This window comes from Prosthecomicrobium sp. N25 (genome assembly GCF_037203705.1).
Taxonomy (GTDB): Bacteria; Pseudomonadota; Alphaproteobacteria; order Rhizobiales; family Ancalomicrobiaceae; genus Prosthecodimorpha.
This window is the reverse complement of record NZ_JBBCAT010000001.1, coordinates 248226-269017: the sequence shown is the minus strand read 5'-3', so window position 1 is coordinate 269017 and position 20792 is coordinate 248226. Positions and strand designations below refer to the sequence as shown.

The 20792-nt window shown below is 73.1% G+C and carries 21 protein-coding genes; 9 read left to right on the top strand and 12 right to left on the bottom strand.

Annotated elements, in window-relative coordinates; all coding sequences use genetic code 11:
- The first annotated feature begins 39 nt into the window (after positions 1 to 39).
- Positions 40 to 309 (top strand): hypothetical protein, encoded by a 270-nt coding sequence (locus WBG79_RS01230; protein WP_337355290.1) that lies wholly within the window; start codon positions 40 to 42, stop codon positions 307 to 309.
- 230 nt (positions 310 to 539) lie between these two features.
- A complete protein-coding gene (locus tag WBG79_RS01225; RefSeq protein WP_337355289.1) occupies positions 540 to 764 on the top strand; it encodes a hypothetical protein in 225 nt (74 codons plus the stop codon).
- 140 nt (positions 765 to 904) lie between these two features.
- Here the strand turns inward: WBG79_RS01225 and putA are convergent, their stop codons facing one another.
- On the bottom strand, positions 905 to 4048 hold the full coding sequence (gene putA / locus WBG79_RS01220) for a bifunctional proline dehydrogenase/L-glutamate gamma-semialdehyde dehydrogenase PutA (protein ID WP_337355288.1): 3144 nt from the start codon (positions 4046 to 4048) through the stop codon (positions 905 to 907).
- Between the two features lie 122 nt (positions 4049 to 4170).
- On the opposite strand from putA, the gene WBG79_RS01215 reads away from it, so the two are divergent.
- The 3 genes from WBG79_RS01215 to WBG79_RS01205 all read left to right on the top strand — a co-directional run bounded on the left by WBG79_RS01215 (position 4171) and on the right by WBG79_RS01205 (position 7382).
- Entirely contained in the window at positions 4171 to 4644 is a 474-nt protein-coding gene (locus tag WBG79_RS01215; protein ID WP_337355287.1) for an Lrp/AsnC ligand binding domain-containing protein, read from the top strand.
- A 188-nt stretch (positions 4645 to 4832) separates the two neighbouring features.
- Complete coding sequence (locus WBG79_RS01210; protein WP_337355286.1) at positions 4833 to 6506, top strand: methyl-accepting chemotaxis protein; 1674 nt, start codon at positions 4833 to 4835, stop codon at positions 6504 to 6506.
- A gap of 120 nt (positions 6507 to 6626) precedes the next feature.
- Positions 6627 to 7382 (top strand): SDR family NAD(P)-dependent oxidoreductase, encoded by a 756-nt coding sequence (locus WBG79_RS01205; RefSeq protein ID WP_337355285.1) that lies wholly within the window; start codon positions 6627 to 6629, stop codon positions 7380 to 7382.
- Between the two features lie 4 nt (positions 7383 to 7386).
- On the opposite strand, the gene WBG79_RS01200 is transcribed toward WBG79_RS01205, so the two are convergent.
- From WBG79_RS01200 to WBG79_RS01190, 3 genes are all read right to left on the bottom strand, one after another.
- Complete coding sequence (locus WBG79_RS01200) at positions 7387 to 8058, bottom strand: HlyD family efflux transporter periplasmic adaptor subunit (protein ID WP_337355284.1); 672 nt, start codon at positions 8056 to 8058, stop codon at positions 7387 to 7389.
- 118 nt (positions 8059 to 8176) lie between these two features.
- Positions 8177 to 8974 (bottom strand): TrmH family RNA methyltransferase, encoded by a 798-nt coding sequence (locus tag WBG79_RS01195; RefSeq protein ID WP_337357862.1) that lies wholly within the window; start codon positions 8972 to 8974, stop codon positions 8177 to 8179.
- Between the two features lie 140 nt (positions 8975 to 9114).
- Positions 9115 to 10038, bottom strand: coding sequence for a class I SAM-dependent methyltransferase (locus tag WBG79_RS01190; protein WP_337355283.1), 924 nt, complete (start codon positions 10036 to 10038; stop codon positions 9115 to 9117).
- A 137-nt stretch (positions 10039 to 10175) separates the two neighbouring features.
- Between WBG79_RS01190 and WBG79_RS01185 the strand changes: the two genes are divergently transcribed.
- A complete protein-coding gene (locus WBG79_RS01185; protein WP_337355282.1) occupies positions 10176 to 11018 on the top strand; it encodes an SRPBCC family protein in 843 nt (280 codons plus the stop codon).
- Positions 11019 to 11097: 79 nt separating this feature from the next.
- On the opposite strand, the gene WBG79_RS01180 is transcribed toward WBG79_RS01185, so the two are convergent.
- Positions 11098 to 11523, bottom strand: a complete 426-nt coding sequence (locus tag WBG79_RS01180; RefSeq protein ID WP_337355281.1) for a DUF2852 domain-containing protein — start codon at positions 11521 to 11523, stop codon at positions 11098 to 11100.
- 291 nt (positions 11524 to 11814) lie between these two features.
- Positions 11815 to 11973, bottom strand: coding sequence for a DUF1127 domain-containing protein (locus WBG79_RS01175; RefSeq protein WP_337355280.1), 159 nt, complete (start codon positions 11971 to 11973; stop codon positions 11815 to 11817).
- A 311-nt stretch (positions 11974 to 12284) separates the two neighbouring features.
- Between WBG79_RS01175 and WBG79_RS01170 the strand changes: the two genes are divergently transcribed.
- The gene (locus tag WBG79_RS01170; RefSeq protein ID WP_337355279.1) at positions 12285 to 13781 is read left to right on the top strand and encodes a CoA-acylating methylmalonate-semialdehyde dehydrogenase; all 1497 of its coding nucleotides are present in this window, start codon (positions 12285 to 12287) and stop codon (positions 13779 to 13781) included.
- Positions 13782 to 13863: 82 nt separating this feature from the next.
- Here the strand turns inward: WBG79_RS01170 and WBG79_RS01165 are convergent, their stop codons facing one another.
- The 5 genes from WBG79_RS01165 to WBG79_RS01145 form a co-directional block, all read right to left on the bottom strand.
- Entirely contained in the window at positions 13864 to 14052 is a 189-nt protein-coding gene (locus WBG79_RS01165) for a hypothetical protein (protein ID WP_337355278.1), read from the bottom strand.
- A gap of 122 nt (positions 14053 to 14174) precedes the next feature.
- Positions 14175 to 15311 (bottom strand): patatin-like phospholipase family protein, encoded by a 1137-nt coding sequence (locus tag WBG79_RS01160; protein WP_337355277.1) that lies wholly within the window; start codon positions 15309 to 15311, stop codon positions 14175 to 14177.
- 73 nt (positions 15312 to 15384) lie between these two features.
- Positions 15385 to 16623 carry an NAD(P)/FAD-dependent oxidoreductase gene (locus tag WBG79_RS01155; RefSeq protein ID WP_337355276.1) on the bottom strand — a complete coding sequence of 413 codons (1239 nt, stop codon included), beginning with the start codon at positions 16621 to 16623 and terminating at the stop codon, positions 15385 to 15387.
- 62 nt (positions 16624 to 16685) lie between these two features.
- Positions 16686 to 17258, bottom strand: coding sequence for a 5-formyltetrahydrofolate cyclo-ligase (locus tag WBG79_RS01150; protein WP_337355275.1), 573 nt, complete (start codon positions 17256 to 17258; stop codon positions 16686 to 16688).
- Positions 17259 to 17269: 11 nt separating this feature from the next.
- The gene (locus WBG79_RS01145; RefSeq protein WP_337355274.1) at positions 17270 to 17647 is read right to left on the bottom strand and encodes a hypothetical protein; all 378 of its coding nucleotides are present in this window, start codon (positions 17645 to 17647) and stop codon (positions 17270 to 17272) included.
- A gap of 225 nt (positions 17648 to 17872) precedes the next feature.
- On the opposite strand from WBG79_RS01145, the gene glyA reads away from it, so the two are divergent.
- Positions 17873 to 19195 carry a serine hydroxymethyltransferase gene (glyA, locus tag WBG79_RS01140; protein ID WP_337355273.1) on the top strand — a complete coding sequence of 441 codons (1323 nt, stop codon included), beginning with the start codon at positions 17873 to 17875 and terminating at the stop codon, positions 19193 to 19195.
- A 66-nt stretch (positions 19196 to 19261) separates the two neighbouring features.
- Positions 19262 to 19876 carry a LysE family translocator gene (locus tag WBG79_RS01135; RefSeq protein ID WP_337355272.1) on the top strand — a complete coding sequence of 205 codons (615 nt, stop codon included), beginning with the start codon at positions 19262 to 19264 and terminating at the stop codon, positions 19874 to 19876.
- Positions 19877 to 19904: 28 nt separating this feature from the next.
- On the opposite strand, the gene WBG79_RS01130 is transcribed toward WBG79_RS01135, so the two are convergent.
- Entirely contained in the window at positions 19905 to 20723 is an 819-nt protein-coding gene (locus WBG79_RS01130; protein WP_337355271.1) for an alpha/beta hydrolase, read from the bottom strand.
- Between the last annotated feature and the right edge of the window lie 69 nt (positions 20724 to 20792).

Sequence of the window (20792 nt, the reverse complement as noted above, 5' to 3'; positions counted from 1 at the left end):
CGCCGGAGCGGCCATACCGCCTGACCGGGCGGTCGCGCGATGAAGACCACCGCGAGCGGCTTCGCCAAGGTGTCGGATCTCGTCCGCCTCGGCATCCGCCAGGCGAGCCTCAGTTGCGTGCGCTGCGGGCGGCGCTCCGTCGTCGCCCTGGCGGACTATCCGCGGCGCACCGCTTTCGTGAAGATCAAGCCCAAGCTCGCCTGCTCGACCTGCGGGGCGACCGGCATCGACCTCGACCTCATGCCGGACTGGACCGCCTGCCAACCGCCCAGCCCCCGGGCAACCCGACGCGGCACGCGGCCGGCTTGAGTCTCACGTCCTCGAGACGCGGCGCCTCCCCGCCGGATCCTCCCTGCCGATCCGGTGTGGCCGGTCGCCCTGGCCTCGCCCGTCCGTCCCGGCGTCGGTGCCGCGTAGACGCGGAGGCCCGCCGTGGCCTGTGTGCTGCACTGCCGAAAATCCGGGCAGGCGAGCCGGAACCCTCCGCGCCCCCCTTCGTTCTGCCGCCGGGGCTCAGGGGTATCCGAGACGGAGGTGGCATGTTCAAGCTCGTTCAGACGGCAGCGCTCATGACGGTGATCGGTTCGGCATCGGCCCTGGCCGCGGGCGATCCGGGCACCGGCGGAGGCGGAGGCCGCGAGACCGGCCAGACCCCGTCGATGGAGGCGGTTCCCGGGCCCGTGGCGGGCGCCGGGCTGCCGCTCCTGGCGGTGGCGGGCGGGGCGTTGGCCTGGCGGATCCGGCGCCGGCGCCGCAGTGCCTGACCCGCATCGGCGAGGCATCCGCGGCGGGAGGGCGGGCCGACAAGCGCGGCCCGTCCCCCCTCCCCCCCCCCCCCGGCCGGGACCTGGGCCCGAGCTTCGATCGGACGTCGGGGCATCGGGGCCGGCCCTCGGGGTGAGCGTCAGTCCTCTCCCATCGCAATGAGGCTCGCATTGCCGCCCGCCGCGGCGGTGTTGGTCGAGATCGTCTGCTCCAGTGCGAAGCGGGGCAGGTAGTCGGGGCCGCCCGCCTTGGGGCCGGTGCCCGAGAGCCCGGAGCCGCCGAAGGGCTGCACGCCCACGACGGCGCCGATGATGTTCCGGTTGCAGTAGAGATTGCCGACCGACAGCCGCTCGGCCACCCGGGCCAGGGTCGCGTCGATGCGGGAGTGGACCCCGCAGGTCAGGCCGTAGCCCGTGGCGGCGATGCGGTCCAGCACCGTTTCGAGGTCCCCGGCCTTCCAGGTGACCACGTGCAGGACCGGGCCGAAGACCTCCTCGGCGAGCTCTTCGGGACGGTCCAGACGGATGACGGTCGGCGCCACCCAGGTCCCGCCCTCCAGCCCCCCGCGCGGGCGGTGCCCCTCGAAGAGCACGCGCCCCGCCGCCCGCATCCGGTCCACATGGGCGTCGAGCCGGGCTTTCGCCTCGGCGTCGATGACCGGACCGACGTCGACCGCCGGATCCGACGGGTCGCCGAGCGCCAGTTCGCGCGCCGCCCCCTCGATCATCTCGATCATGCGCGGCGCGACGTCCTCCTGCAGGTAGAGGATGCGCAGGGCGGAGCAGCGCTGGCCGGCGGACCGGAACGCGGACATCACCACGTCGTCGGTGACCTGCTCGGGCAGCGCGGTCGCGTCGACGATCATGGCGTTGATGCCGCCCGTCTCGGCGATGAACGGCACGATCGGGCCGTCCTTGGCGGCGAGCGCCCGGTTGATCAGGCGGGCGACCTCGGTCGACCCCGTGAAGGCGACGCCGGCGGTCGCCGGATGGGCGACCAGCGCGGCGCCGACCGCGCCGTCTCCGGGGACGAGGTGCAGCGCCCCATCGGGGATGCCGGCCGCATGGAGAAGCCGAACCGCCTCGTGGGCGACGAGGGGGGTCTGCTCGGCGGGCTTGGCCACGACGCTGTTGCCGGCCACCAGCGCGGCCGCGGTCTGGCCGAGGAAGATGGCGAGCGGGAAGTTCCAGGGCGCGATAGTGACGAAGACGCCGCGGCCGCGGTGGCGGAACCGGTTCTCCTCGCCGGTCGGGCCGGCCAGCACGGTGCCGCCGTCGCGGAAGACCCGGCGCGCCTCGGCGGCGTAGTAGCGGCAGAAGTCGGCCGCCTCGCGCAGCTCGGCGAGCCCGTCCGCGAGGGTCTTGCCGGCCTCGCGGGCGAGCAGGGCCATCAGCCGGTCGCGGTTGCCCTCGAGCAGGTCGGCGGCGCGCTCCAGGGCGGCGGCGCGGATTTCGACGGGGGTCGCGGACCAGGCCGGAAAGCCGCGCGCGGCGGCCGCCATGGCGTCGGCGGCGACCGCGGGCGTCGCCTCCACGACGCTGCCGACCCGGGTCTTGCCGTCGACCGGCGAGAACACCGGCCGCGCGGTCCCGGCGCGGGCCCTGCCGTCGACGATCGGCGCCGCCTCGATCTCCTCGCCCCGGAAGGCCCAGATGTCCTTCAGCATCATGTCGCGCTCGAAGGCGTGGCCGAACTCGACCCCGCGCGAGTTTCGGCGCGCAGGGCCGTAGAGGTCGCGGGGCAGCGGGATGCGTGGGTGGGTCGCCCGGGCGCCGCCCTCCAGCCATTCGGCCGGGCGGGTCAGCAGGGTGCGGATCGGGACGGCCGTGTCGCCGACCTTGGAGACGAAGGACGAGTTGGCGCCGTTCTCGAGGAGGCGGCGGACCAGGTAGGCGAGGAGGTCGCGGTGGCCGCCCACGGGTGCGTAGATGCGGCAGGGGATGCCCTCCTGCTCCGTCACCGCGCGGTAGAGGCTCTCGCCCATGCCGTGGAGCCGCTGGAACTCGAAGCCGAGTGCCGCCGGGTCCGGCCGCCCGGCCGAGCGCGCGTTGTGGCCGCCGAGCTCCATGATCTCCGCGACCGTCAGGGCGTTGTGGGTGGCGAATTGCGGGTAGATCCGCTCCCGCCGGGAGAGCAGGCGGCGGGCGGCTGCCATGTAGGAGAGGTCGGTGGCGGCCTTGCGGGTGAAGACCGGATAGCCGGCGAGGCCCCGCTCCTGCGCCCGCTTCACCTCGGTGTCCCAGTAGGCGCCCTTGACGAGACGCACCATCAGGCGACGCCCGCGCGCCTCCGCCAGGTCGCCGACCCAGTCCACCACGTCGACGGCGCGCTTCTGGTAGGCCTGCACGGCGAGCCCGAAGCCGTTCCAGCCGGCGAGCGAGGGATCGGCCAGCACGGCCGCGAAGACGTCGAGCGAGAGTTCCAGGCGGTCCGCCTCCTCGGCGTCGACCGTCAGGTTGAGGTCGTGCGCCTTGGCGGCGCGGGAGAGGTCGATCAGCTTGGGTACCAGCTCGCGCATGACGCGCTCCTGGTTCACCGCCTCGTAGCGGGGATGCAGGGCGGAGAGCTTGACCGAGATCCCCGGCCGCGCCGGCAGGGCGCCCGCGCCGGCCGAGCGGCCGATGCGCTCGATGGCGCCCACATAGGCCTCCAGGTAGCGCTCCGCATCGGCGGCCGTGCGGGCGCCCTCGCCGAGCATGTCGTAGGAGTGACGGTAGCCGCGGGCCTCGAGCGCGCGGGCGCGCGCGAGCGCGTCATCGATCGTCTCGCCGAGCACGAACTGGTGGCCCATGACCCGCATCGCCTGCCGGGCGGCGGTGCGCACCGCGGGCTGCCCGAGGCGTTTGACGAGGCCGCCCAGGATGCCCTCCGGCGTCTCCCCGGGCTGGATGATGCGGGCCGTCAGGCCCATGGCCCAGGTCGAGGCGGAGACGAGCCAGCCGTCGGAGCGGCGCTCGTGCGCCTCGAAATTCGCCTGCGCGAGCTTGTCCTCAATCAGCCGGTCGGTCGTCTCCGGATCGGGCACGCGCAGCAGGGCCTCGGCGAGCACCATGAGGGCGAGCCCCTCCTTGGTCGACAGCGAGTACTCGCGGAGGAACTCCTCGACCCCGAAGGCGCTGCGGTCCGTGCGGATCGTCTCGATCAGCCGGGTCGCCTCGGCGTCGATGCGCGCGTCCGCGGATTCGGCGAGCCGGGTTTCGGCGATCAGGCGGGACACCAGGGTGCGGTCCTCCGGCGCATAGGGCGCGCGGAAGGGCGGGGGAACAGCGACGGGGCTCGGCATGGCGGCGGCTCCAGGGGATCGGCAGGGGGCGACCGAGGACAATCGCATCATACGCCAGGGTCGGCCGCGATCCTCACCAAAGATCGATGACATGCCCCGATGTTTCCGCTACCGATTCGGTCATGGATAGCGATCTCGACGGACTGGACCGGATCGACCGCAGGATCCTCGGCATCCTGCAGGCCGACGGGCGCATTACCACGACCGAGCTCTCCGAACGTGTCGGCCTCTCGGCCACGGCCGTCTCGGAGCGCCTGAAGCGGCTGACTCGCGAGGGTTACATCCTCGGCTACCGGGCGCGGCTCGACCCGGCGAAGCTCGGCCGCGGGCTCCTGGTCTTCGTCGAGGTGCTGCTGGACCGCACGAGCCCCGACGTGTTCGACGCCTTCGCGGGCGCGGTGGCGCGGGCGCCGGAGGTCATGGAGTGCCACATGGTGGCGGGCGGCTTCGACTACCTGATCAAGTCGCGGGTGCGCGACATGGCCGCCTACCGTCGCTTCCTGGCCGACGTGATCCTGGCCCTGCCGGGGGTGCGGGAGACCCGCACCTATGCGGTGATGGAAGAGGTCAAGGCCGCCGACACGCTTCCGTTGTAGCGAGCCGGCACCCTGACCTTGACATCTATCCGAAACCTTTTGATGTCCGTCCTCGACGCTGTCTTCATAGCCCCTGCTTATTGTGACATGGGTGTATCTACTCACCCCGCGGCTATTTATTGAGCATTTGTTCGCATTTACATGTGACTTTCGCCCTCGCGCCATCCTTGGCGAGGGGGAGATCACACATGATCGGGATGGGATCGCTGCGCAGGCGCTGCGCGGCGGTGGGCTTGTTCGTCTTCGTGCTGGTGGCCGGCGGGGCCGCCCTGTCGCTCTGGACCGCCGCGCGGTTCGAGCTCATCGTCGACGACCTGGTGCTGACGGGCGCCGCCCAGCGCAACCAGGGCGCCGCCGACATGATGCACGACGCGCTGCGCGGCGACGTCTACCGCGCCCTCAACGACGCCCGGAGCGCGGGCGCCGACCGGGCCGAGATCGAGCGCGACGTGACGGCCCACCGGGACGAGTTCCTGAAGCGCATGGCCGCCAACGGCGCCCTGCCGCTCGCCGAGGACGTCCGCCGGCGGCTGGGGCGGCTGGCGGAGCCCGTCCGTGCCTATGCGGACCTGGCCCACGCCGCGGTACGCGCCGCCTACGAGGACCCGGCCCGCCTGGAGGCGGTGCTGGCCGCCTTCGACAGCCGCTTCGCCGAGTTGGAAGACAGCCTGGCGGAGGTCTCCGACGCGATCGACGAGGCCGCCAAAGCCGCGGAGGCGGAGAGCACCGGCCAGGCCGCCCGCGCCACGGCGACGGCCCTGGCGGGCACTTTCCTGGCCGTGATCCTCGTCGTCATCCTGCAGGTCGCGATCGGCCGGATGGTGGTCCGGCCGATCAGCCGCGCGGCCGAGGTCGCCCGCTCCTTCGCGCGGGGCCAGTACGGGGACCCGATCGAGGGCCGGCACCCGGCCGAGATCGCCGCGCTGATGGATGCGCTCGCGGCCTGGCGGTCGGACGCGCTCGCCCGTCGCGACGCGGAGGCCGCCGAGACCGGGCGGCTCGAGGCCGAGGCGCGGCGCCGGTCCGAGCTCACCGCGCTCATCGAGGCGTTCCGGGCCGAAAGCCTGCCGGCCCTCGACGCGGTCGGGTCCGGGATGCGGCGGCTGGAGGCGACCTCCGACCGCCTGTCCGCGATCGCGGCCCTGTCGGCGGACCAGGCCACGCGCATCACCTCCGGGTCCGAGGAGGCCTCCGCGAGCGTGGGATCGGTGGCGGGCGCGGCCGAGGAGCTGACGGTGACGATCGCGGCGGTGACCGCGCAGGTCCGGGAGGCGACCGCGGCGGTCGCCGAGGTGGCGGCCGCGGCGTCGTCGAGCCGGTCCACCATGGCGGACCTGTCCGGCCAGGCCGAGCGGATCGGCGCGGTGGTGGGGCTGATCAGCGAGATCGCGGAGCAGACCAACCTCCTCGCCCTCAACGCCACCATCGAGGCGGCGCGCGCCGGGGAGGCCGGGCGCGGCTTCGCGGTGGTGGCCGCGGAGGTCAAGTCGCTGGCCGGGCAGACGTCCCGGGCGACCCGCGACATCGCCGACCAGGTGGCGGCCATCCAGGGCTCGACAGCGGAGGCCGTGGAGGCGATCCGGGCGATCGCGGACCGCATGGCGGCGGTCGACGCGGTTACGGCCTCGATCGCGGCGGCAGTCGAGCAGCAGTCGGCCGCCACCGCGGAGATCGGCCGCGGCATCTCGATCGCGTCGGACGGGGCGACCGCGGTGGCGCACTCGGTCGCCGGCATGGGCGGCAGCGTGCTGGATACCCGCCAGGCGGCCGAGGAGGTCGCGGGCGTGTCGGCCGAGGCGGCGGCGCGGGCGGACGCGCTCCGCCGCGCGGTCGAGGACTTCCTGAGGCGGGTCGCCGCCTGACGCGCAGGCGGGTCGCCGCCGCCGAGCATTCCGCCTCGCCGCGAAATGCTCTAGGGTCTTGCCGAGGCTCCCATCCCGCCGACGATGCCGGGGCGGGACGCCGGACAGGAAGGACCCCCCATGCCGACGACCACGCTCGACGACCGCAAGGCCCTCATCCTGACCGGGGCCAGCCGCGGCATCGGGCACGCGACCGTGAAACGCTTCTCCGCCGCCGGGTGGCGCGTCATCACGTGCTCGCGCCAGCCCTTCTCCGACAAGTGCCCCTGGCCGATGGGGCCGGAGGACCACATCCAGGTCGATCTCGCCGACCCGGTCAACGTCGGGATGGCGATCGTCGAGATGCGGCGGCGGCTGGAGGATTCCGGCGGGCGCCTGGCCGCGCTCGTCAACAACGCGGCGATCAGCCCGAAGAACAGGGACCGCCTGCGGCTCGACACGCTCGAGACGCCCGTGGACCTTTGGCACAAGGTCTTCCACGTCAACTTCTACGCGCCCCTCCTGCTCGCCCGCGGACTCTTCAAGGAGCTCAAGACGGCGCAGGGGTCCATCGTCAACGTCTCGTCGATCGCCGGGACCCGGGTGCATCCCTTCGCGGGCAGCGCCTACGCCACCTCCAAGGCGGCGCTCGCCGGCCTCACCCGCGAGATGGCGCATGATTTCGGCCCCCACGGCGTGCGCGTGAACGCCATCGCGCCGGGCGAGATCGACACCTCGATCCTGTCGCCCGGAACCGAGAAGATCGTCGAGCAGATCCCGATGCGGCGCCTGGGCCGGCCCGAGGAGGTCGCCGACATCATCTACTACCTGTGCTCGGACTCGAGCTCCTACGTGACGGGCGCGGAGATCCACATCAACGGCGGCCAGCACCTCTGACGGATCACCGGATCCGCGGCGGCCAGGGCGCGCCCTCGCGCAGGCGCAGGTAGACGCGGCCGCGCAGGCCCGCCTTGAGCGGCGCGCTGCGGGTGTCGGTGACCTCGACCGTGACGGTGGCGGTACGGCCCTGCGCGGCCGGGTCGGTGCCGCCGTCCGGCTGCGCCACGGTGGTGACGCGCGCCGGGATCGGCGTCTCGCGGAATTCGCGGAAGTTCAGCCGTGCCTCGGCCCCGACGGGGATGCCCAGCGTCGCCGGGAAGGGCGCCACCATGGTCAGGTCGGCGAGGTCGGTCACCACCGCGACCACCTGTCCGGCCTCGACCCTGTCGCCGGCGCGCACCTGCAGGCGCTCGACGCGGCCGCCGCGCGGGGCCGCGACCGCGATCGTATCCCCCGCGGCCGTGCGCAAGCGGAGCAAGGCGGTGCCGGCCGTGACGGTGGTTCCGGGCTCGACCGACAGGGCGGCGATCTCTCCGGCCGCGGAGGTCGCGACCGGCACCTCGGTGGCGTTGAGGATCCCGTCGGAGACCACGATGCCGTCGGGCAGCTGCGCCTCGACGCGCTCCAGCCACAGGTAGTAGGCGAGCGCCGACATCGCGGCGGCGAGCGCCAGGACGAGGGACCAGTTGGCGGGCCGCCGGGCGGGTCGGAGGCTGGCGGTGTCTTGCTTCAAGGTCGTGCCCCATCGCCGGCCGCCTCGCGGCCGCCGCAGCCCCCTCCGGCCGGCACCGTAGCGCTTGCGGGTCGCCCGGTCCATGACGACTTGGGACGGAGGCGGCGCGACCGGCCGGTCAGCGCGCGGAGCCGAGCCGCGACCGGCGGATCTCGTAGAGCATCACCCCGGTGGCGACCGCCAGGTTGAGGCTGTCGGCGCGGCCGGCCATCGGGATCTTGACGAGCGTGGCGCAGGCCGCGGCGAGATCGTCCGGCAGGCCGGATTGCTCGTTGCCCATGAGCAGGACCATCGGTTCGGCATAGGCGGGGCAGCGATAGTCGACCGCGCCCTTCAGGTGCGTGCCGACCACCGATACGCCGGTCCGGCGCGTCCAGGCCAGGAAGCCAGCCTTGTCGGCGACGGCGAGCGGCACGTGGAAGATCGACCCCATGGTGGCGCGCACGGCCTCGAGCGCGAAGGGGTCGGTGGTGTCGCCGACCAGGATCACGCCCGCCCCGCCGACCGAATCGACCGTCCGGATGATGGTGCCGAGGTTGCCGGGATCCTTCACGGTCTCCAGCGCGACCCAGACGGTCGTGCCCGCGAGGTCGACGGCGTCGAGCGGCAAGGTCCGCTGCTCGAAGACGGCCACCACCATCTGCGGATTGTCGCGGCGGCTGATCTTCTCCAGGACCGCCTCGTTCACCTCGATGACGAGCGCGCCCGCCGCGAGCGCCGCCTCCACGGTCCGCTGCACCATCGGCTGCTGGCGTACCTTGGCGGCGAAGGCCAGGACCTTGAGCGGCCAGCCCTCCTGGATGGCGTCGGCGACGAGCTTCAGCCCCTCGGCGAGGAAGAGGCCGGTCCGCGCCCGCTCCTTCTTGAGCTGCAGGGCGCGGATGTCCTTGACGACCGGGTTGGCGAGGCTGGTCACCTCCTTGACGCGGTTGCCGCCCTCGCGCGGCGGGGCGGGGGCCGAGCCGGCCGGGTGCGCGGGCGGCGCGCCGCCACCCGGGAGAGGCCGGCGGCCCGGCGGGGACCGGCGGCCCGGGGCGGGCCGGTCGAAGCGCCCCCTCACGGGCGCCACCGCACGAAAAGCGAGGTGGCGAGCCGGCGCCCGCCCGCCTCCTCGACCAGCAGCAGCTCGCCGGATTCCAGCCGTCCGCCGCGCGGCGCCAGGATCTCGGCGGCGAGCTCGTGGAAGGACACGAAGGAGGCCCGCATGGCGTAGACGGTGAGGATCAGGAAGAGCGGCCTGTCGGCGAGGAGAGTCGCGCAGAGCCGCAGCATCTCGGGCAGGTGCTCGAAGATCTGCCAGACCTCGCCGGCGGGTCCGCGGCCGTATTTCGGCGGGTCCAGGACGATGGCGTCGTAGCGGTTGCCGCGCCGGACCTCGCGGGCGACGAACTTGCCGGCATCCTCGCAGATCCAGCGGATCGGCAGCGCTTCGAGCCCGGACCCGGCCTGGTTCTCCCGCGCCCAGGCGATCGCCTTGCGGGAGGCGTCCACATGGGTGACCGCGGCGCCCGCCTCGGCGGCCACCAGCGAGGCGATGCCGGTGTAGCCGAAGAGGTTGAGGAGCTTCAGCGGCCGCCCCGCGCCCCGGATCTCGTCCGCCATCCAGTCCCAGTGGGCCGCCTGCTCGGGGAAGACGCCGGTGTGGCGGAAGGCGGTAAATCGGCAGCCGAAGGCGACCGGGCCGTAGCGCATGGGCCAAGTCTCCGGGATCGGCTTGGGGAAGCGCCAGCGACCGGCCCCCTCCTCCTCGACGTCGCCGGTGAAGTGGGCATCGGCGCCGTCCCAGACCTCGGCCGGGAGGCGCGGCGTCCACAGGGCCTGCTCCTCGGGCCGGACCAGGCGCACACGCCCGTAGCGCTCCAGCTTGCGTCCGTGGCCGCTGTCCAGGAGGGCATAGTCGGCCCAGCCCGGGGTCTCCAGCATGAGCGGGACGATCGGGGCCGGCTGCAGCCGGGGGCGGGGAGGCGCGGAGGCTTTCATGCCGTCCGTCATCGCGGATCGCGCGGAACGGGTCAACCGCCCGCGAAAGCGCGAGCTCGACCGGAACGGTTGCGCTCCGTCGCGGTTCTTCCGTCAGCGCCGATCCGAGCGGGCCGGCGACGAGACGGGGGACACCCATGGACATGACCGGCCAATACCGCATTCCGGCGCCGCGCGAGCGCGTCTGGGCGGCGCTGAACGATCCGGAGATCCTGCGAGCCTCGATCCCCGGCTGCGAGACCCTGGAACGGGTGGGGCCGGACGAGATGACGGCCCGCGTGGTCGCCAAGATCGGCCCCGTGAAGGCCACGTTCAACGGCCGGGTCCGGCTCGAGGACATGGTGCCGCCCGAGAGCTACCGGATTGCCGGCGAGGGCCAGGGCGGGGTCGCGGGCTTCGCCAAGGGCGGGGCGGACGTGCACCTCGCCGAGGACGGCGACGGCACGCTCCTCACCTATACGGCGAAGGCGCAGATCGGCGGCAAGCTGGCGCAGCTCGGCGCACGGCTCGTCGATTCCACGGCCAAGATGATGGCCGACCAGTTCTTCTCCCGCTTCTCGGCCCTGGCGGGCGCCGAGGCGCCGGCTGCCGCCGCGCCGCTCCCGGTCGGCCCCGGGCCGGACGTGGCGGGCGAGCTCGCCGCCGCGCCGCCGCCCCTGCCCGAGGCCGGGACGATCCTCGACCGGCCGGTGGTCGCCCTCGAGCCGTCCCCGGCGGACGACATCACGGCCGCTCCGATGGCGGCCGCAGCTGAGCCCGATCCGTTGACGAGGCCCATCCCGGGCGGCCCGGCCGACCAGGGAGGAACCGGCCCGCGGCTCGCCCCCGAGCCGGTCGACGCCGTCAGGCCCCCGGGTACGGTCAGGCCGGCGCAAGGGCCGGTCGGGGGATTGCCGCCGCCGCGCCGGGAGGTCCCGCGCTGGGTCTGGCTCGCCGGGCTCGCCGTCCTGGTCATCGTCGCGCTCGGGCTGATGCGCTGAAGGCGCGCGCAGAAGCCTCGAACGAAAAACGAGCGGGAAGCCGGGCTTCCCGCTCGCGTCGGTCATCGTTCGTGCCGGATCAGGCGGTGGCCGGTCCATCGGAGCGGCGGCGGCGTTCGGCCATGAAGCGGTCGAACTCCTCCTGGTCCTTGGCGCGCTGGAGATCGCGCACATAGGCCTCGAACTCGCGGCGCTCCTCGTCGAGGCGGCGACGCTCCTCGTCGAGACGCTCCATCTCGCGGCGGCGGTACTCGTCGAAGGCCGAGTTGCCGGTCCGATACGCGAAGGGGCGGGCGCGCTGCGGGCCGTTCCAGGCCCCCGGCATCGTGAAGCCGGCGCGCTCGACGCCGGACCTCAGGCCCTCGTAGAAGCCGCGGAAGCGGTGGCCCCAGAAGATGTAGGCGAGCATCGCGAGGCCGAGCGGCCAGGCGATCATGAACCCGAGCACCATCAGGCCGATCGTCAGCGGCGTGAAACCCGGGCGGGTGGCGATGTTGCAATGCATGGCTTCGGCTCCTCGAAGGGTTCTCCGACAGGATTCGGCAAGGCGCGGACCACCCGTTCCGGCTTGCAGAACCCTGCCGGGGCGTCCGGGACGGTATCGGGTCTCACACGCTCAGCGTGTCCGACCCGTGATGGCCCGTCCTGGGCACAGACATCGAGGTGGCCCCGGCCGGGCCACGTTTCAAGACCGCGTGAGCGGAGAATCGGACACGGCGTGCCGCCCCCGAAACGCGAAGAGCCGCCCGGGGGCGGGCGGCTCTTCGAAAAACAGCGCGGTCGGGCCGCGATGCGCTCAGCGGATGGCTTCGCGGGCCAGGCGGCCGATGTCGGCGCGGGCGATGCCCAGGTCGGCGAGCTCGCGGTCGTCGAGGCTGTTCAGCTCCCAGACAGTCGCGCGATAGGCGCGATAGCGCTTGTAGGACTTGGTGAGCTTCTCGGTGAGGCTGGTCATGATCGGTCCCCGTGATGGGCGGCACGCCCGACCGTCAGGAAGGTCAAGGACTTGCCGCGTTGCAACATTCAACGAAGGCGAAGGTAGGCCTGCATGTTGCAATGCGGTAGCGGCTACGCCACAGCGCAGCTATGCTATCTGGTCATATCGCAAGCCGAAACTATTAACGAGCTATTCACAAATGGGGCAACTCAATCGAGTTAGCTCCCGGCTCGCTCGGCCGCGCGGGCAGTAGCGCGGAGGCGCCCGGGCTGGTAACCCATTGCGACAGAAGACGGCGGCGCCTCGGCGTCGCGACCGGAGGACCAGCGATGCGCATGATCGGACACTTCATCGGCGGCCAGCACGTGGAGGGCACCTCGGGCCGCAGCGCGGACGTCTACCAGCCGATGACCGGCGACGTCGTCGCCAAGGTGGCGCTCGCCAGCGCCGCCGAGGTGCGGGCCGCGGTGGAGAACGCCAAGGCGGCGCAGCCGGCCTGGGCGGCCACCAACCCGCAGCGCCGCGCGCGCGTGCTCATGAAGTTCCTGGAGCTGGTGGCGCGCGACTACGACAGTCTCGCCGAGCTGCTCGCCCGCGAGCACGGCAAGACCATCGTGGATGCCAAGGGCGACATCCAGCGCGGGCTCGAGGTGGTCGAGTTCGCGACCGGCATTCCGCACCTGATAAAGGGCGAGTACACGGACGGCGCGGGGCCGGGCATCGACATCTTCTCCATGCGCCAGCCGCTCGGCGTCGTGGCCGGCATCACCCCGTTCAACTTCCCGGCCATGATCCCGCTGTGGAAATGCGCGCCCGCCATCGCGTGCGGCAACGCCTTCATCCTCAAGCCGTCGGAGCGCGACCCGGGCGTGCCCATGCGGATCGCCGAGCTCTTCCTGGAAGCGGGGCTGCCGGCCGGCATCCTGAACGTCGTCAACGGCGACAAGGAAGCGGTCGACGCGGTCCTGGACGACCCGGACATCCAGGCGGTCGGCTTCGTCGGCTCCACGGCGATCGCCGAGTACGTCTACACGCGCGGCTGCGCGCACGGAAAGCGCGTGCAGTGCTTCGGCGGCGCCAAGAACCACATGATCATCATGCCCGACGCCGACATGGACCAGGCGGTCGACGCGCTCATCGGGGCCGGCTACGGCTCGGCGGGCGAACGCTGCATGGCGATCTCGGTGGCGGTGCCGGTCGGCGAGGCGACCGCGGACGCGCTGATGAAGAAGCTCGTGCCGCGGGTGGAGAGCCTGAAGATCGGCCCCTCGACGGCGCCCGACGCCGACTTCGGCCCGCTCGTCACCAAGGCGCACCTGGACAAGGTGCGCGGCTACGTCGACCTCGGCGTCAAGGAGGGTGCGGAGCTCGTGGTCGACGGGCGCGGCTTCACCATGCAGGGCTACGAGAAGGGCTTCTACATGGGCGGCTGCCTGTTCGACCGCGTGACCAAGGACATGCGGATCTACAAGGAGGAGATCTTCGGGCCGGTCCTCTCGGTGGTCCGCGCCAAGAGCTACGACGAGGGCATCCAGCTCGCCAACGACCACGAGTACGGCAACGGCGTCGCGATCTACACCCGCGACGGCGACGCCGCCCGCGACTTCGCCTCCAAGGTCCAGGTCGGCATGGTGGGCGTGAACGTGCCGATCCCGGTGCCCCTCGCCTACTACACCTTCGGCGGCTGGAAGCGCTCCGCCTTCGGCGACCTGAACCAGCACGGCCCGGACTCGGTGCGCTTCTACACCAAGACCAAGACGGTCACGTCGCGCTGGCCCTCGGGCATCCGCACGGGCGCCGAGTTCGCGATCCCGACCATGAAGTGAGGGGCGCCGGAGGGCGACACCCGGCCTCTCCCGTTCCCGGGACGGACCTGGCGCCCTCCCTCCCAAGCTCCCTGGCCCGTTCTCAGACGGTCACCACCGCCCGGCATTGGGACTCGGTGACGGTCGCGTGCGGGTTGCGGCGCATGTAGTCGACCGCCTTCTCGACCTGCAGGTCGAAGCAGAAGCGGGCGTACTGGTAGCCGCCGTAGCGTTCCTGGTGGCACTTGGCCGGCGCGGCGACGAGGCAGACGGTAAGCACGATCTCGAACACGGACGACCTCCTCCTGTGCGACCGAACGGAGGATCCGATCGGGGCGGCGGCAGGGCAAGGATTAGTTCCCGCTCGTGTGGAGGATTTCCGCACCGTGGCATGCGCGCCACGGTTGCGCAGCGTCAGCTCCGGATGCGCTCGAAGGTCTCGAGCCGGGGCGGCTCGTTCGCCCAGGTGCCGGCGCGCCCGATCTGCCGCCCGGCCTCGTAGAGGCGCGACATGGCGGCCGGGTCGAAGGTGAGCCCGTCCCCGAGAGTGGGCGCGTCGTCCGGGATCGCCATCAGGTGGAAGCCGGCCTTGGACTGCCGGGTCGTCACGTAGGCCTGGTAGATGGTCTTGTAGAGGAGCCCGCGCAGGAGCTCGGTGATCGATTTCCGGGTGATGTCCAGCACCTCCGGCTTCACGGCCGCATCGGCGTCCTGGAGCTTCAGCTTGCCGTTGACCAGCACCCAGACGTTGCGGTGCCTGGCCCTGCTGTCGACCATGAAGCTGCGCAGCAGGATCGGCGCCTTGACGCCGCCGTCGACGTGCATCTGGCGCGCGGTGGTCTGGTCGGAGGGCTGGATATAGACCGGCTTGAAGAAGCCAGGGACGGCCGCGGAGGCGCGGAGCACCTTGCGGTAGACGGGCACGCGCGCCGGATGGTTGCTCGCCGCGATCCGCCCCATGTCCCAGACGACCAGCTGGCCGGCGTCGAGGTTGGTGGTGGCGACGTAGAGGCGCCGGCCGCGCCGGTGCTCCTCGGCGACCTTGTCGAGCAGCGCCTCGTCGACGATCCCGTCGATGCGCTCCTTGAGCGGGGTGTAGTCGAGCGCGCTGTCGGAGAAGAGCCCCGTGATGCCCTTCGGGATGAAGACGTCCCGGTTGCGCGTGTTGGTGTAGGCGTCGGTCAGGACCGCGTCGTATTCGGGCCCCAGGAAGGCGAGCGTGGCGGCCAGCGCGCCGGTCGAGACGCCGGTCACGACGTCGAAGCGCGGACGGCGGCCGCTCTCGCTCCAGCCGACCAGCACGCCGGCCCCGAAGGCCCCGTCGGCGCCCCCGCCGGAGAGCGCCAGCACGTTGAAGTCTGTCCGGGCGGCCTCGATCGCCGGGATCGGCTCGGCGGCGGACTTGCCGTCGGCGTCGAACAGCGCCACGGCGGCGACCGGCAGCTCGGTCCGGACCTCCTCGGACTCGAAGGGCCGGGTGGCGCATCCCGCGAGAAGGAGGACGGCAGCGAAGACGGCCACGAGGCGAGGGCGGGCGAGGGATCGGGTCACGCTGGGGCACCTGAGATATCGAACCGTGAATGCTAACGCGGCGGGCGCGGCGGCACCACTCGCCCCCGGCGATTCACGGCGTGGCGTGGCCGGCGTGCCGCATCGCCCATTCGGCCGCCGCCCGGCCGGCTACGAAGCCGGTCGCCATCGAGGCTTGCAGGAGGTAGCCGCCCGTCGGCGCGTCCCAGTCGAGCATCTCGCCGGCCGCGAAGACGCCCGGGCGGGCGCGCAGCATGAGCCGGTCGTCGAGGCCCGCGAAGGCGAGGCCGCCGGCGGTCGAGATCGCGCGCTCGACCGGCCGCATGCCGGTGACGGTGAGCGGCACGGCCTTGATCAGGGCAGCGAGCGCGGCGGGGTCGGACGGCAGATCGCGGCCGTGGCCCTCGCGCAGCAGCGCCACGGCGGCGGGCGAGAGCTGCGCGCCCTTGCGCAGCCGGTTCGACAGGCTGTCGCGCGGCCGGGTGCGGGCGAGCGCGGCGGCGAGGTCGGCCTCGGACCGGTCGGGCCTCAGATCGACGAGGACGCGCACGGGCCCCGCGACGAGGCCGTCGCGCAAGGGCGCGGACAGCGCGTAGACGGCGCCGCCCTCCAGCCCCTCGCGGGTGATCACCGCCTCGCCGCGCACCGCGAGGTCCCCGCAGGCGAGCGCGACGCGCTTCAGCGGCTCGCCCTCGAAGCGGTCGCGGACGTGGTCCGACCAGGCGATCTCGAAGCCGCAGTTCGAAGCCGAGAGCGGCGTCACGGGCGCACCCGCCGCCTCCAGGGCCGGCACCCAGCGGCCGTCGGAGCCGAGCCGGGCCCAGCTCGCGCCGCCGAGCGCCAGGACGGTGGCCCCGGGCGTCACGACCGCCTCGCTGCCGTCCGGGCCCTGCAGGCGAAGGCCGTCCGTGCCCGCGAACCCGGTCCAGAGGGTCCTGGCGCGCAGCCGGACGCCGAGGCCGTCCAGCCGGCGCAGCCAGGCGCGCAGCAGGGGCGACGCCTTGAACGATTTCGGGAAGACCCGGCCGCTGGACCCCACGAAGGTCTCCTCGCCGAGATCCGCGGCCCAGGCCCGGAGCCGCTCGGGCGGGAAGGCCTCGACAGCGGCGCGGAGCTGCGGGGCGGCGTCGCCGTAGCGGGCGAGAAAGCGCTCCGCCTCTTCGGAATGGGTGAGGTTCAGGCCGCCCCGTCCGGCGAGCAGGAACTTGCGGGCCGGCGACGGCATGCGCTCGACGACGGTCACGGCCGCGCCCGCCCGGGCCGCGGTTTCTGCCGCCATCAGGCCGGCAGGGCCGCCGCCGATCACCCAAACCTCGCCGCGCGCGTCGTCCATGAAGCCATCCCCCGTCGCGAGGCGCGAGCTATCCCGGATCCGGGGCGGGGGCGCAAGGCCGCTCAGCGCCGGAGGACGCCCGCCTCGGTCACGATCGCGTCCATGGGGATGTCGTGCGGCTCCGGCGCGTAGCCAGGGACCTCGGTGGCGGCGAGCCCGATGCCGATCGCGAGGGGGCGGGGCGAGAGGCTCGCGAGCGTCCGGTCGAAGTAGCCGCCTCCGTAGCCCAGGCGCCAGAGGCCGTCGGCCCGGAACCCGACCAGCGGGGCGATCACGACGTCGGGCACCGCCGTTTCGGAGCCGGCGGGCACCAGGATGTTCCAGAAGCCCCGCTCCATGGGGGTGCCCCGGCTCCAGGGCCGGTAGACGAGCGGCGTCCGCGGCTCGACGACGACCGGCAGCGCCAGCGACCAGCCGCGGCGCTCCGCCGTCCCGAGCGCCCAGGCGCGCAGGTCGAGCTCGCCCTTGATCGGCCAGTAGAGCCCGAGCACGCGCCCGGGCCCCTCCGGCAGGACTCCCTCGAGCGCCGACGCGATCGCGGCCGTGGCGGCCTCGCGCTCCGCGCTCGACAGTGCGGCCCGGCCGGCCAGCAGCCGCTCGCGCTCAGCCTTGCGCCAGGCCCGCCAAGGCTCCATGGGCGCGGCCTTCAGCGGCCGTAGGCGCAGATGACGGCCTGGCCCTTCCGCTCCTTCACCGAGCGGTAGACGAGCTCGATCTGGCGGATCGCCTTGCCGTCGCCCTTGAGGTCGATCCAGCGGGTCTCGCCGTTCTTCGGGATCACGCTGCGCACCGAGAAGTCCTCGGCCTTGCCGCCGCCGTACACGATCTTGAGATCATAGATTTCGACGTCGTTGCCGGCGACGGTCAGCTTGACGGCGGTCCAGCGTCCCTCCTGCTTGCCGACCGCGATCACGTCGCGATCGACGTCGAGGCCGACGGTCCGGCAGCCGAGCGGCTCGGCGGCGCTGGCCGCGGACGCGGTGGCGAGAAGGGCGAGGGCGGCGAGGGCGGCGGTCGATTTCACGGGTCTCGGCTCCTGGTGGTGGGACGGCGGGGCGGCTCGGCCGGGCGGCGAGCACGGCCCCGGTCCTGTCTGGCGTCCGACCGCGTCGGAAATGCGGCCTTCCCGGGCCGGTGCCTCCCTGGTCCGGGTCATGGCGGGACCGGCCGGCGATTGCAATCGCACGCCTGCTCCGGTCAAGTACCCGAAGGGCGACAGGCCCGGGGATCGCGGCAGGGGAACAGGCGAATGGCGATGCTGGCGCGGCGCGGCTGGGTGCCGGAGACGTCGGAAGATCTGGTCGGCCGGATCGCCGACCGCACCGCGCAGGACGAGCCGGCCGCGATCGAGGCGGAGCTCGGCCGGCTGGCGGCCTGGAACCGCGAGATCCACGAGCGCGATTGCGTCAACCTGAACCCGGCGACCAACACCATGAACCCGCGCGCGGAGGCGTTTCTTTCGGCCGGCATCGGCGCGCGCCCGTCGCTGGGCTATCCGGGCGACAAGTACGAGATGGGCCTGGAGGCGATCGAGCGGATCGAGGTGATCGCGGCCGAGCTCGCCGCCGAGGTCTTCGGCGCCCGCTACGCCGAGATCCGCGTCGGCTCGGGGGCGCTCGCCAACCTCTACGCCTTCATGGCCACCTGCCGGCCGGGCGACCGGATCATCGCACCCCCGGCCGCGATCGGCGGACACGTGACGCACCACCGGGCCGGGGCGGCCGGCTGGTACGGCATCGAGATCCACGAGGCGCCGGTCGACGCGGCCGGCTTCACGGTCGACCTCGACCGGCTGCGCGCGATGGCGCAGGCGCTCCGCCCGAAGCTCATCACCATCGGCGGCAGTCTCAACCTCTTCCCGCATCCCGTGCCGGAGATCCGCCGAATCGCCGACGAGGTCGGCGCCAAGGTGCTGTACGACGCCGCGCACATGTCGGGGATGATCGCCGGGCGGGCCTGGCAGCAGCCGCTGGCCGAGGGCGCCCACCTCATGACCATGAGCACCTACAAGAGCCTCGGCGGGCCGCCGTCGGGGCTCATCCTGACCGACGAGGCCGATCTCGCCGAGCGGCTCGACGGCATCGCGTTCCCGGGCCTGACGGCCAACTTCGACGCCGGCAAGTCGGCGGCGCTGGCGGTCGCGCTGCTCGACTGGAAGGTACACGGGGAAGCCTACGGGGCCGCCATGGCGAGGACCGCCAAGGCGCTCGCGGCGGCGCTCGACGCCGAGGGGATCCCCGTCCACGCCGCCCGGCGCGGATTCACGACCTCGCACCAGTTCGCCGTCGAGGCGGCGCGCTGGGGCGGCGGGCAGACGGTCTCCAAGCTGCTTCGGCGGGCGAACCTGCTGGCCTGCGGGATCGGGCTGCCGATCGCGCCGGTGGGCGACGACCTGCCGGGGCTCAGGCTCGGCACGCCGGAGATCGTCCGCTGGGGCATGGACGCCGGCGACATGCCGGCGCTCGGGCGGCTGATCGCCCGGGTGCTGGTCGACGGGGAGGCCCCCGAGCGGGTGGCGCCCGACATGACCGCCTTCCGGAGCCGGTTCCGGACCTTGCATTACATCCGCTGACAAGCCGGCTTGACAGGCGGACCCGCGCGGCCGACGGTCCCCGTCCCGACCGGAGGATGGCCCGCCATGGATCCCGCGACCCTCGTCGCCTTCACGATCGCGCTCGCGCTGGCGGCGGCCTCGCCCGGGCCGGGCGTCGTGGCGGTCGTCGCCAAGGCGCTCGGAACCGGATTCCGCGGCGCCCTGCCGATGGTGCTCGGCCTCGTCCTCGGCGACCTGACCTACCTTAGCTTCGCGGCCTTCGGGCTCGCCGCCCTGGCGCAGACCTTCGGCACAGTCTTCCTGGCGGTGAAGTGGGTCGGCGCCGGCTATCTCGCCTGGCTGGCGGTCCGGCTCTGGACGGCGGCGCCCACGGGGGCCCGGCTGGAGGCGGCGGGCGAGACCGGCGCGATGCGCACCTTCCTGGGCGGCCTCGCGCTCACCCTCGGCAACCCGAAGGTGATGGTCTTCTACCTCGCCCTGCTGCCGAGCCTGGTCGACCTGCCCGCCCTGACGACGACCGGTTTCGCCGAGCTCGCCGGGGTGGTCGTGGTGGTCCTCCTGGCGGTGATCGGCGGCTATGCGGCCGCGGCGGCGCGGGCGCGGGACCTCTTCCGCAGCCCCGGCACGTTGCGCTGGCTCGACCGCGCGGCCGGGACCATGATGGCGGGCGCAGCGGCGGCCGTGGTCGCCCGGTCCTGAACCGAGCTCCCGCACAGGGCCGGCCCGGTCAGGGCAGGCGCTCGGCCGGCGAAGGCAGGCCCTCGGCGCCCGTGGCCAGGGCCTCGACCGCGTCCAGGAGACGCTTCAGGTCCTCCGGCCGGGACAGGCGGTGGTCGCCGTCCTTGACGAGCGTCAGCACCACGTCGTCGCGCGCCAGACAGGTGACGAGGTCGACGGCGTGGCGCCAGGGGACGTCCTCGTCCTTCACGCCCTGCAGGATCGTCACCGGGCAGCCCGTCTCGATCGGTCCGTCCATGAGGAGGTTCCGCCGGCCGTCCTCGATGAGGGCGCGGGTGATGCGGTAGGGCTCGTCCGCATAGGGAGAAGGCTGCGACCAGACGCCCTTGTCCAGGATCTCGGCCCTGACCGCCTCGGGGAAGCGGGCCCACATCAGCCGCTCGGTGAAGTCGGGCGCCGGCGCGATCAGCACCATGCCGCGGACCCGGGAGGCCGCCCCGGCCTTCGCGCGCTCGGCGCGGGCGAGCAGGAGCGCGATCCAGCCGCCCATCGAGGAGCCGACCAGGATCTGGTCCCCCGCCGTCTCGCGCTCGAAGACCGCGAGGCTCTCCTCGAGCCAGCGCGAGATGGTGCCGTCGTCGAAGCGCCCGCCCGAGGCGCCGTGGCCGGAATAGTCGAAGCGCGTGAAGGCGCGGCCGGTCTCCAGTGCCCAGGTGTCGAGCGCGGCCGCCTTCGTGCCGGTCATGTCCGACTTGAAGCCGCCGAGCCAGACGATGCCGGGCGCGCGCCCGCCGCGCTTCAGGATCGCGATGTCGCGCGCCTCGGGTCCGGTCCCGACGGTGAGGGTGCTGGCGACGGGCGGCGTCATGGCTGTGGCTCCTGGCTCGATCATCGGATGCGGTAGGCCGGCCGGCGCGGGAACGCAAGGCGCGGCGGT

Excerpts from the sequence above, each read along its gene's own strand:
- WBG79_RS01230 (WP_337355290.1), top strand. The coding sequence starts at position 40 with ATGAAGACCACCGCGAGCGGCTTCGCCAAGGTGTCGGATCTCGTCCGC.
- WBG79_RS01225 (WP_337355289.1), top strand. The coding sequence starts at position 540 with ATGTTCAAGCTCGTTCAGACGGCAGCGCTCATGACGGTGATCGGTTCG.
- putA (WP_337355288.1), bottom strand. The coding sequence starts at position 4,048 with ATGCCGAGCCCCGTCGCTGTTCCCCCGCCCTTCCGCGCGCCCTATGCG.
- WBG79_RS01215 (WP_337355287.1), top strand. The coding sequence starts at position 4,171 with ATGGATAGCGATCTCGACGGACTGGACCGGATCGACCGCAGGATCCTC.
- WBG79_RS01210 (WP_337355286.1), top strand. The coding sequence starts at position 4,833 with ATGATCGGGATGGGATCGCTGCGCAGGCGCTGCGCGGCGGTGGGCTTG.
- WBG79_RS01205 (WP_337355285.1), top strand. The coding sequence starts at position 6,627 with ATGCCGACGACCACGCTCGACGACCGCAAGGCCCTCATCCTGACCGGG.
- WBG79_RS01190 (WP_337355283.1), bottom strand. The coding sequence starts at position 10,038 with ATGAAAGCCTCCGCGCCTCCCCGCCCCCGGCTGCAGCCGGCCCCGATC.
- WBG79_RS01185 (WP_337355282.1), top strand. The coding sequence starts at position 10,176 with ATGGACATGACCGGCCAATACCGCATTCCGGCGCCGCGCGAGCGCGTC.
- WBG79_RS01180 (WP_337355281.1), bottom strand. The coding sequence starts at position 11,523 with ATGCATTGCAACATCGCCACCCGCCCGGGTTTCACGCCGCTGACGATC.
- WBG79_RS01175 (WP_337355280.1), bottom strand. The coding sequence starts at position 11,973 with ATGACCAGCCTCACCGAGAAGCTCACCAAGTCCTACAAGCGCTATCGC.
- WBG79_RS01170 (WP_337355279.1), top strand. The coding sequence starts at position 12,285 with ATGCGCATGATCGGACACTTCATCGGCGGCCAGCACGTGGAGGGCACC.
- WBG79_RS01155 (WP_337355276.1), bottom strand. The coding sequence starts at position 16,623 with ATGGACGACGCGCGCGGCGAGGTTTGGGTGATCGGCGGCGGCCCTGCC.
- WBG79_RS01150 (WP_337355275.1), bottom strand. The coding sequence starts at position 17,258 with ATGGAGCCTTGGCGGGCCTGGCGCAAGGCTGAGCGCGAGCGGCTGCTG.
- glyA (WP_337355273.1), top strand. The coding sequence starts at position 17,873 with ATGGCGATGCTGGCGCGGCGCGGCTGGGTGCCGGAGACGTCGGAAGAT.
- WBG79_RS01135 (WP_337355272.1), top strand. The coding sequence starts at position 19,262 with ATGGATCCCGCGACCCTCGTCGCCTTCACGATCGCGCTCGCGCTGGCG.
- WBG79_RS01130 (WP_337355271.1), bottom strand. The coding sequence starts at position 20,723 with ATGACGCCGCCCGTCGCCAGCACCCTCACCGTCGGGACCGGACCCGAG.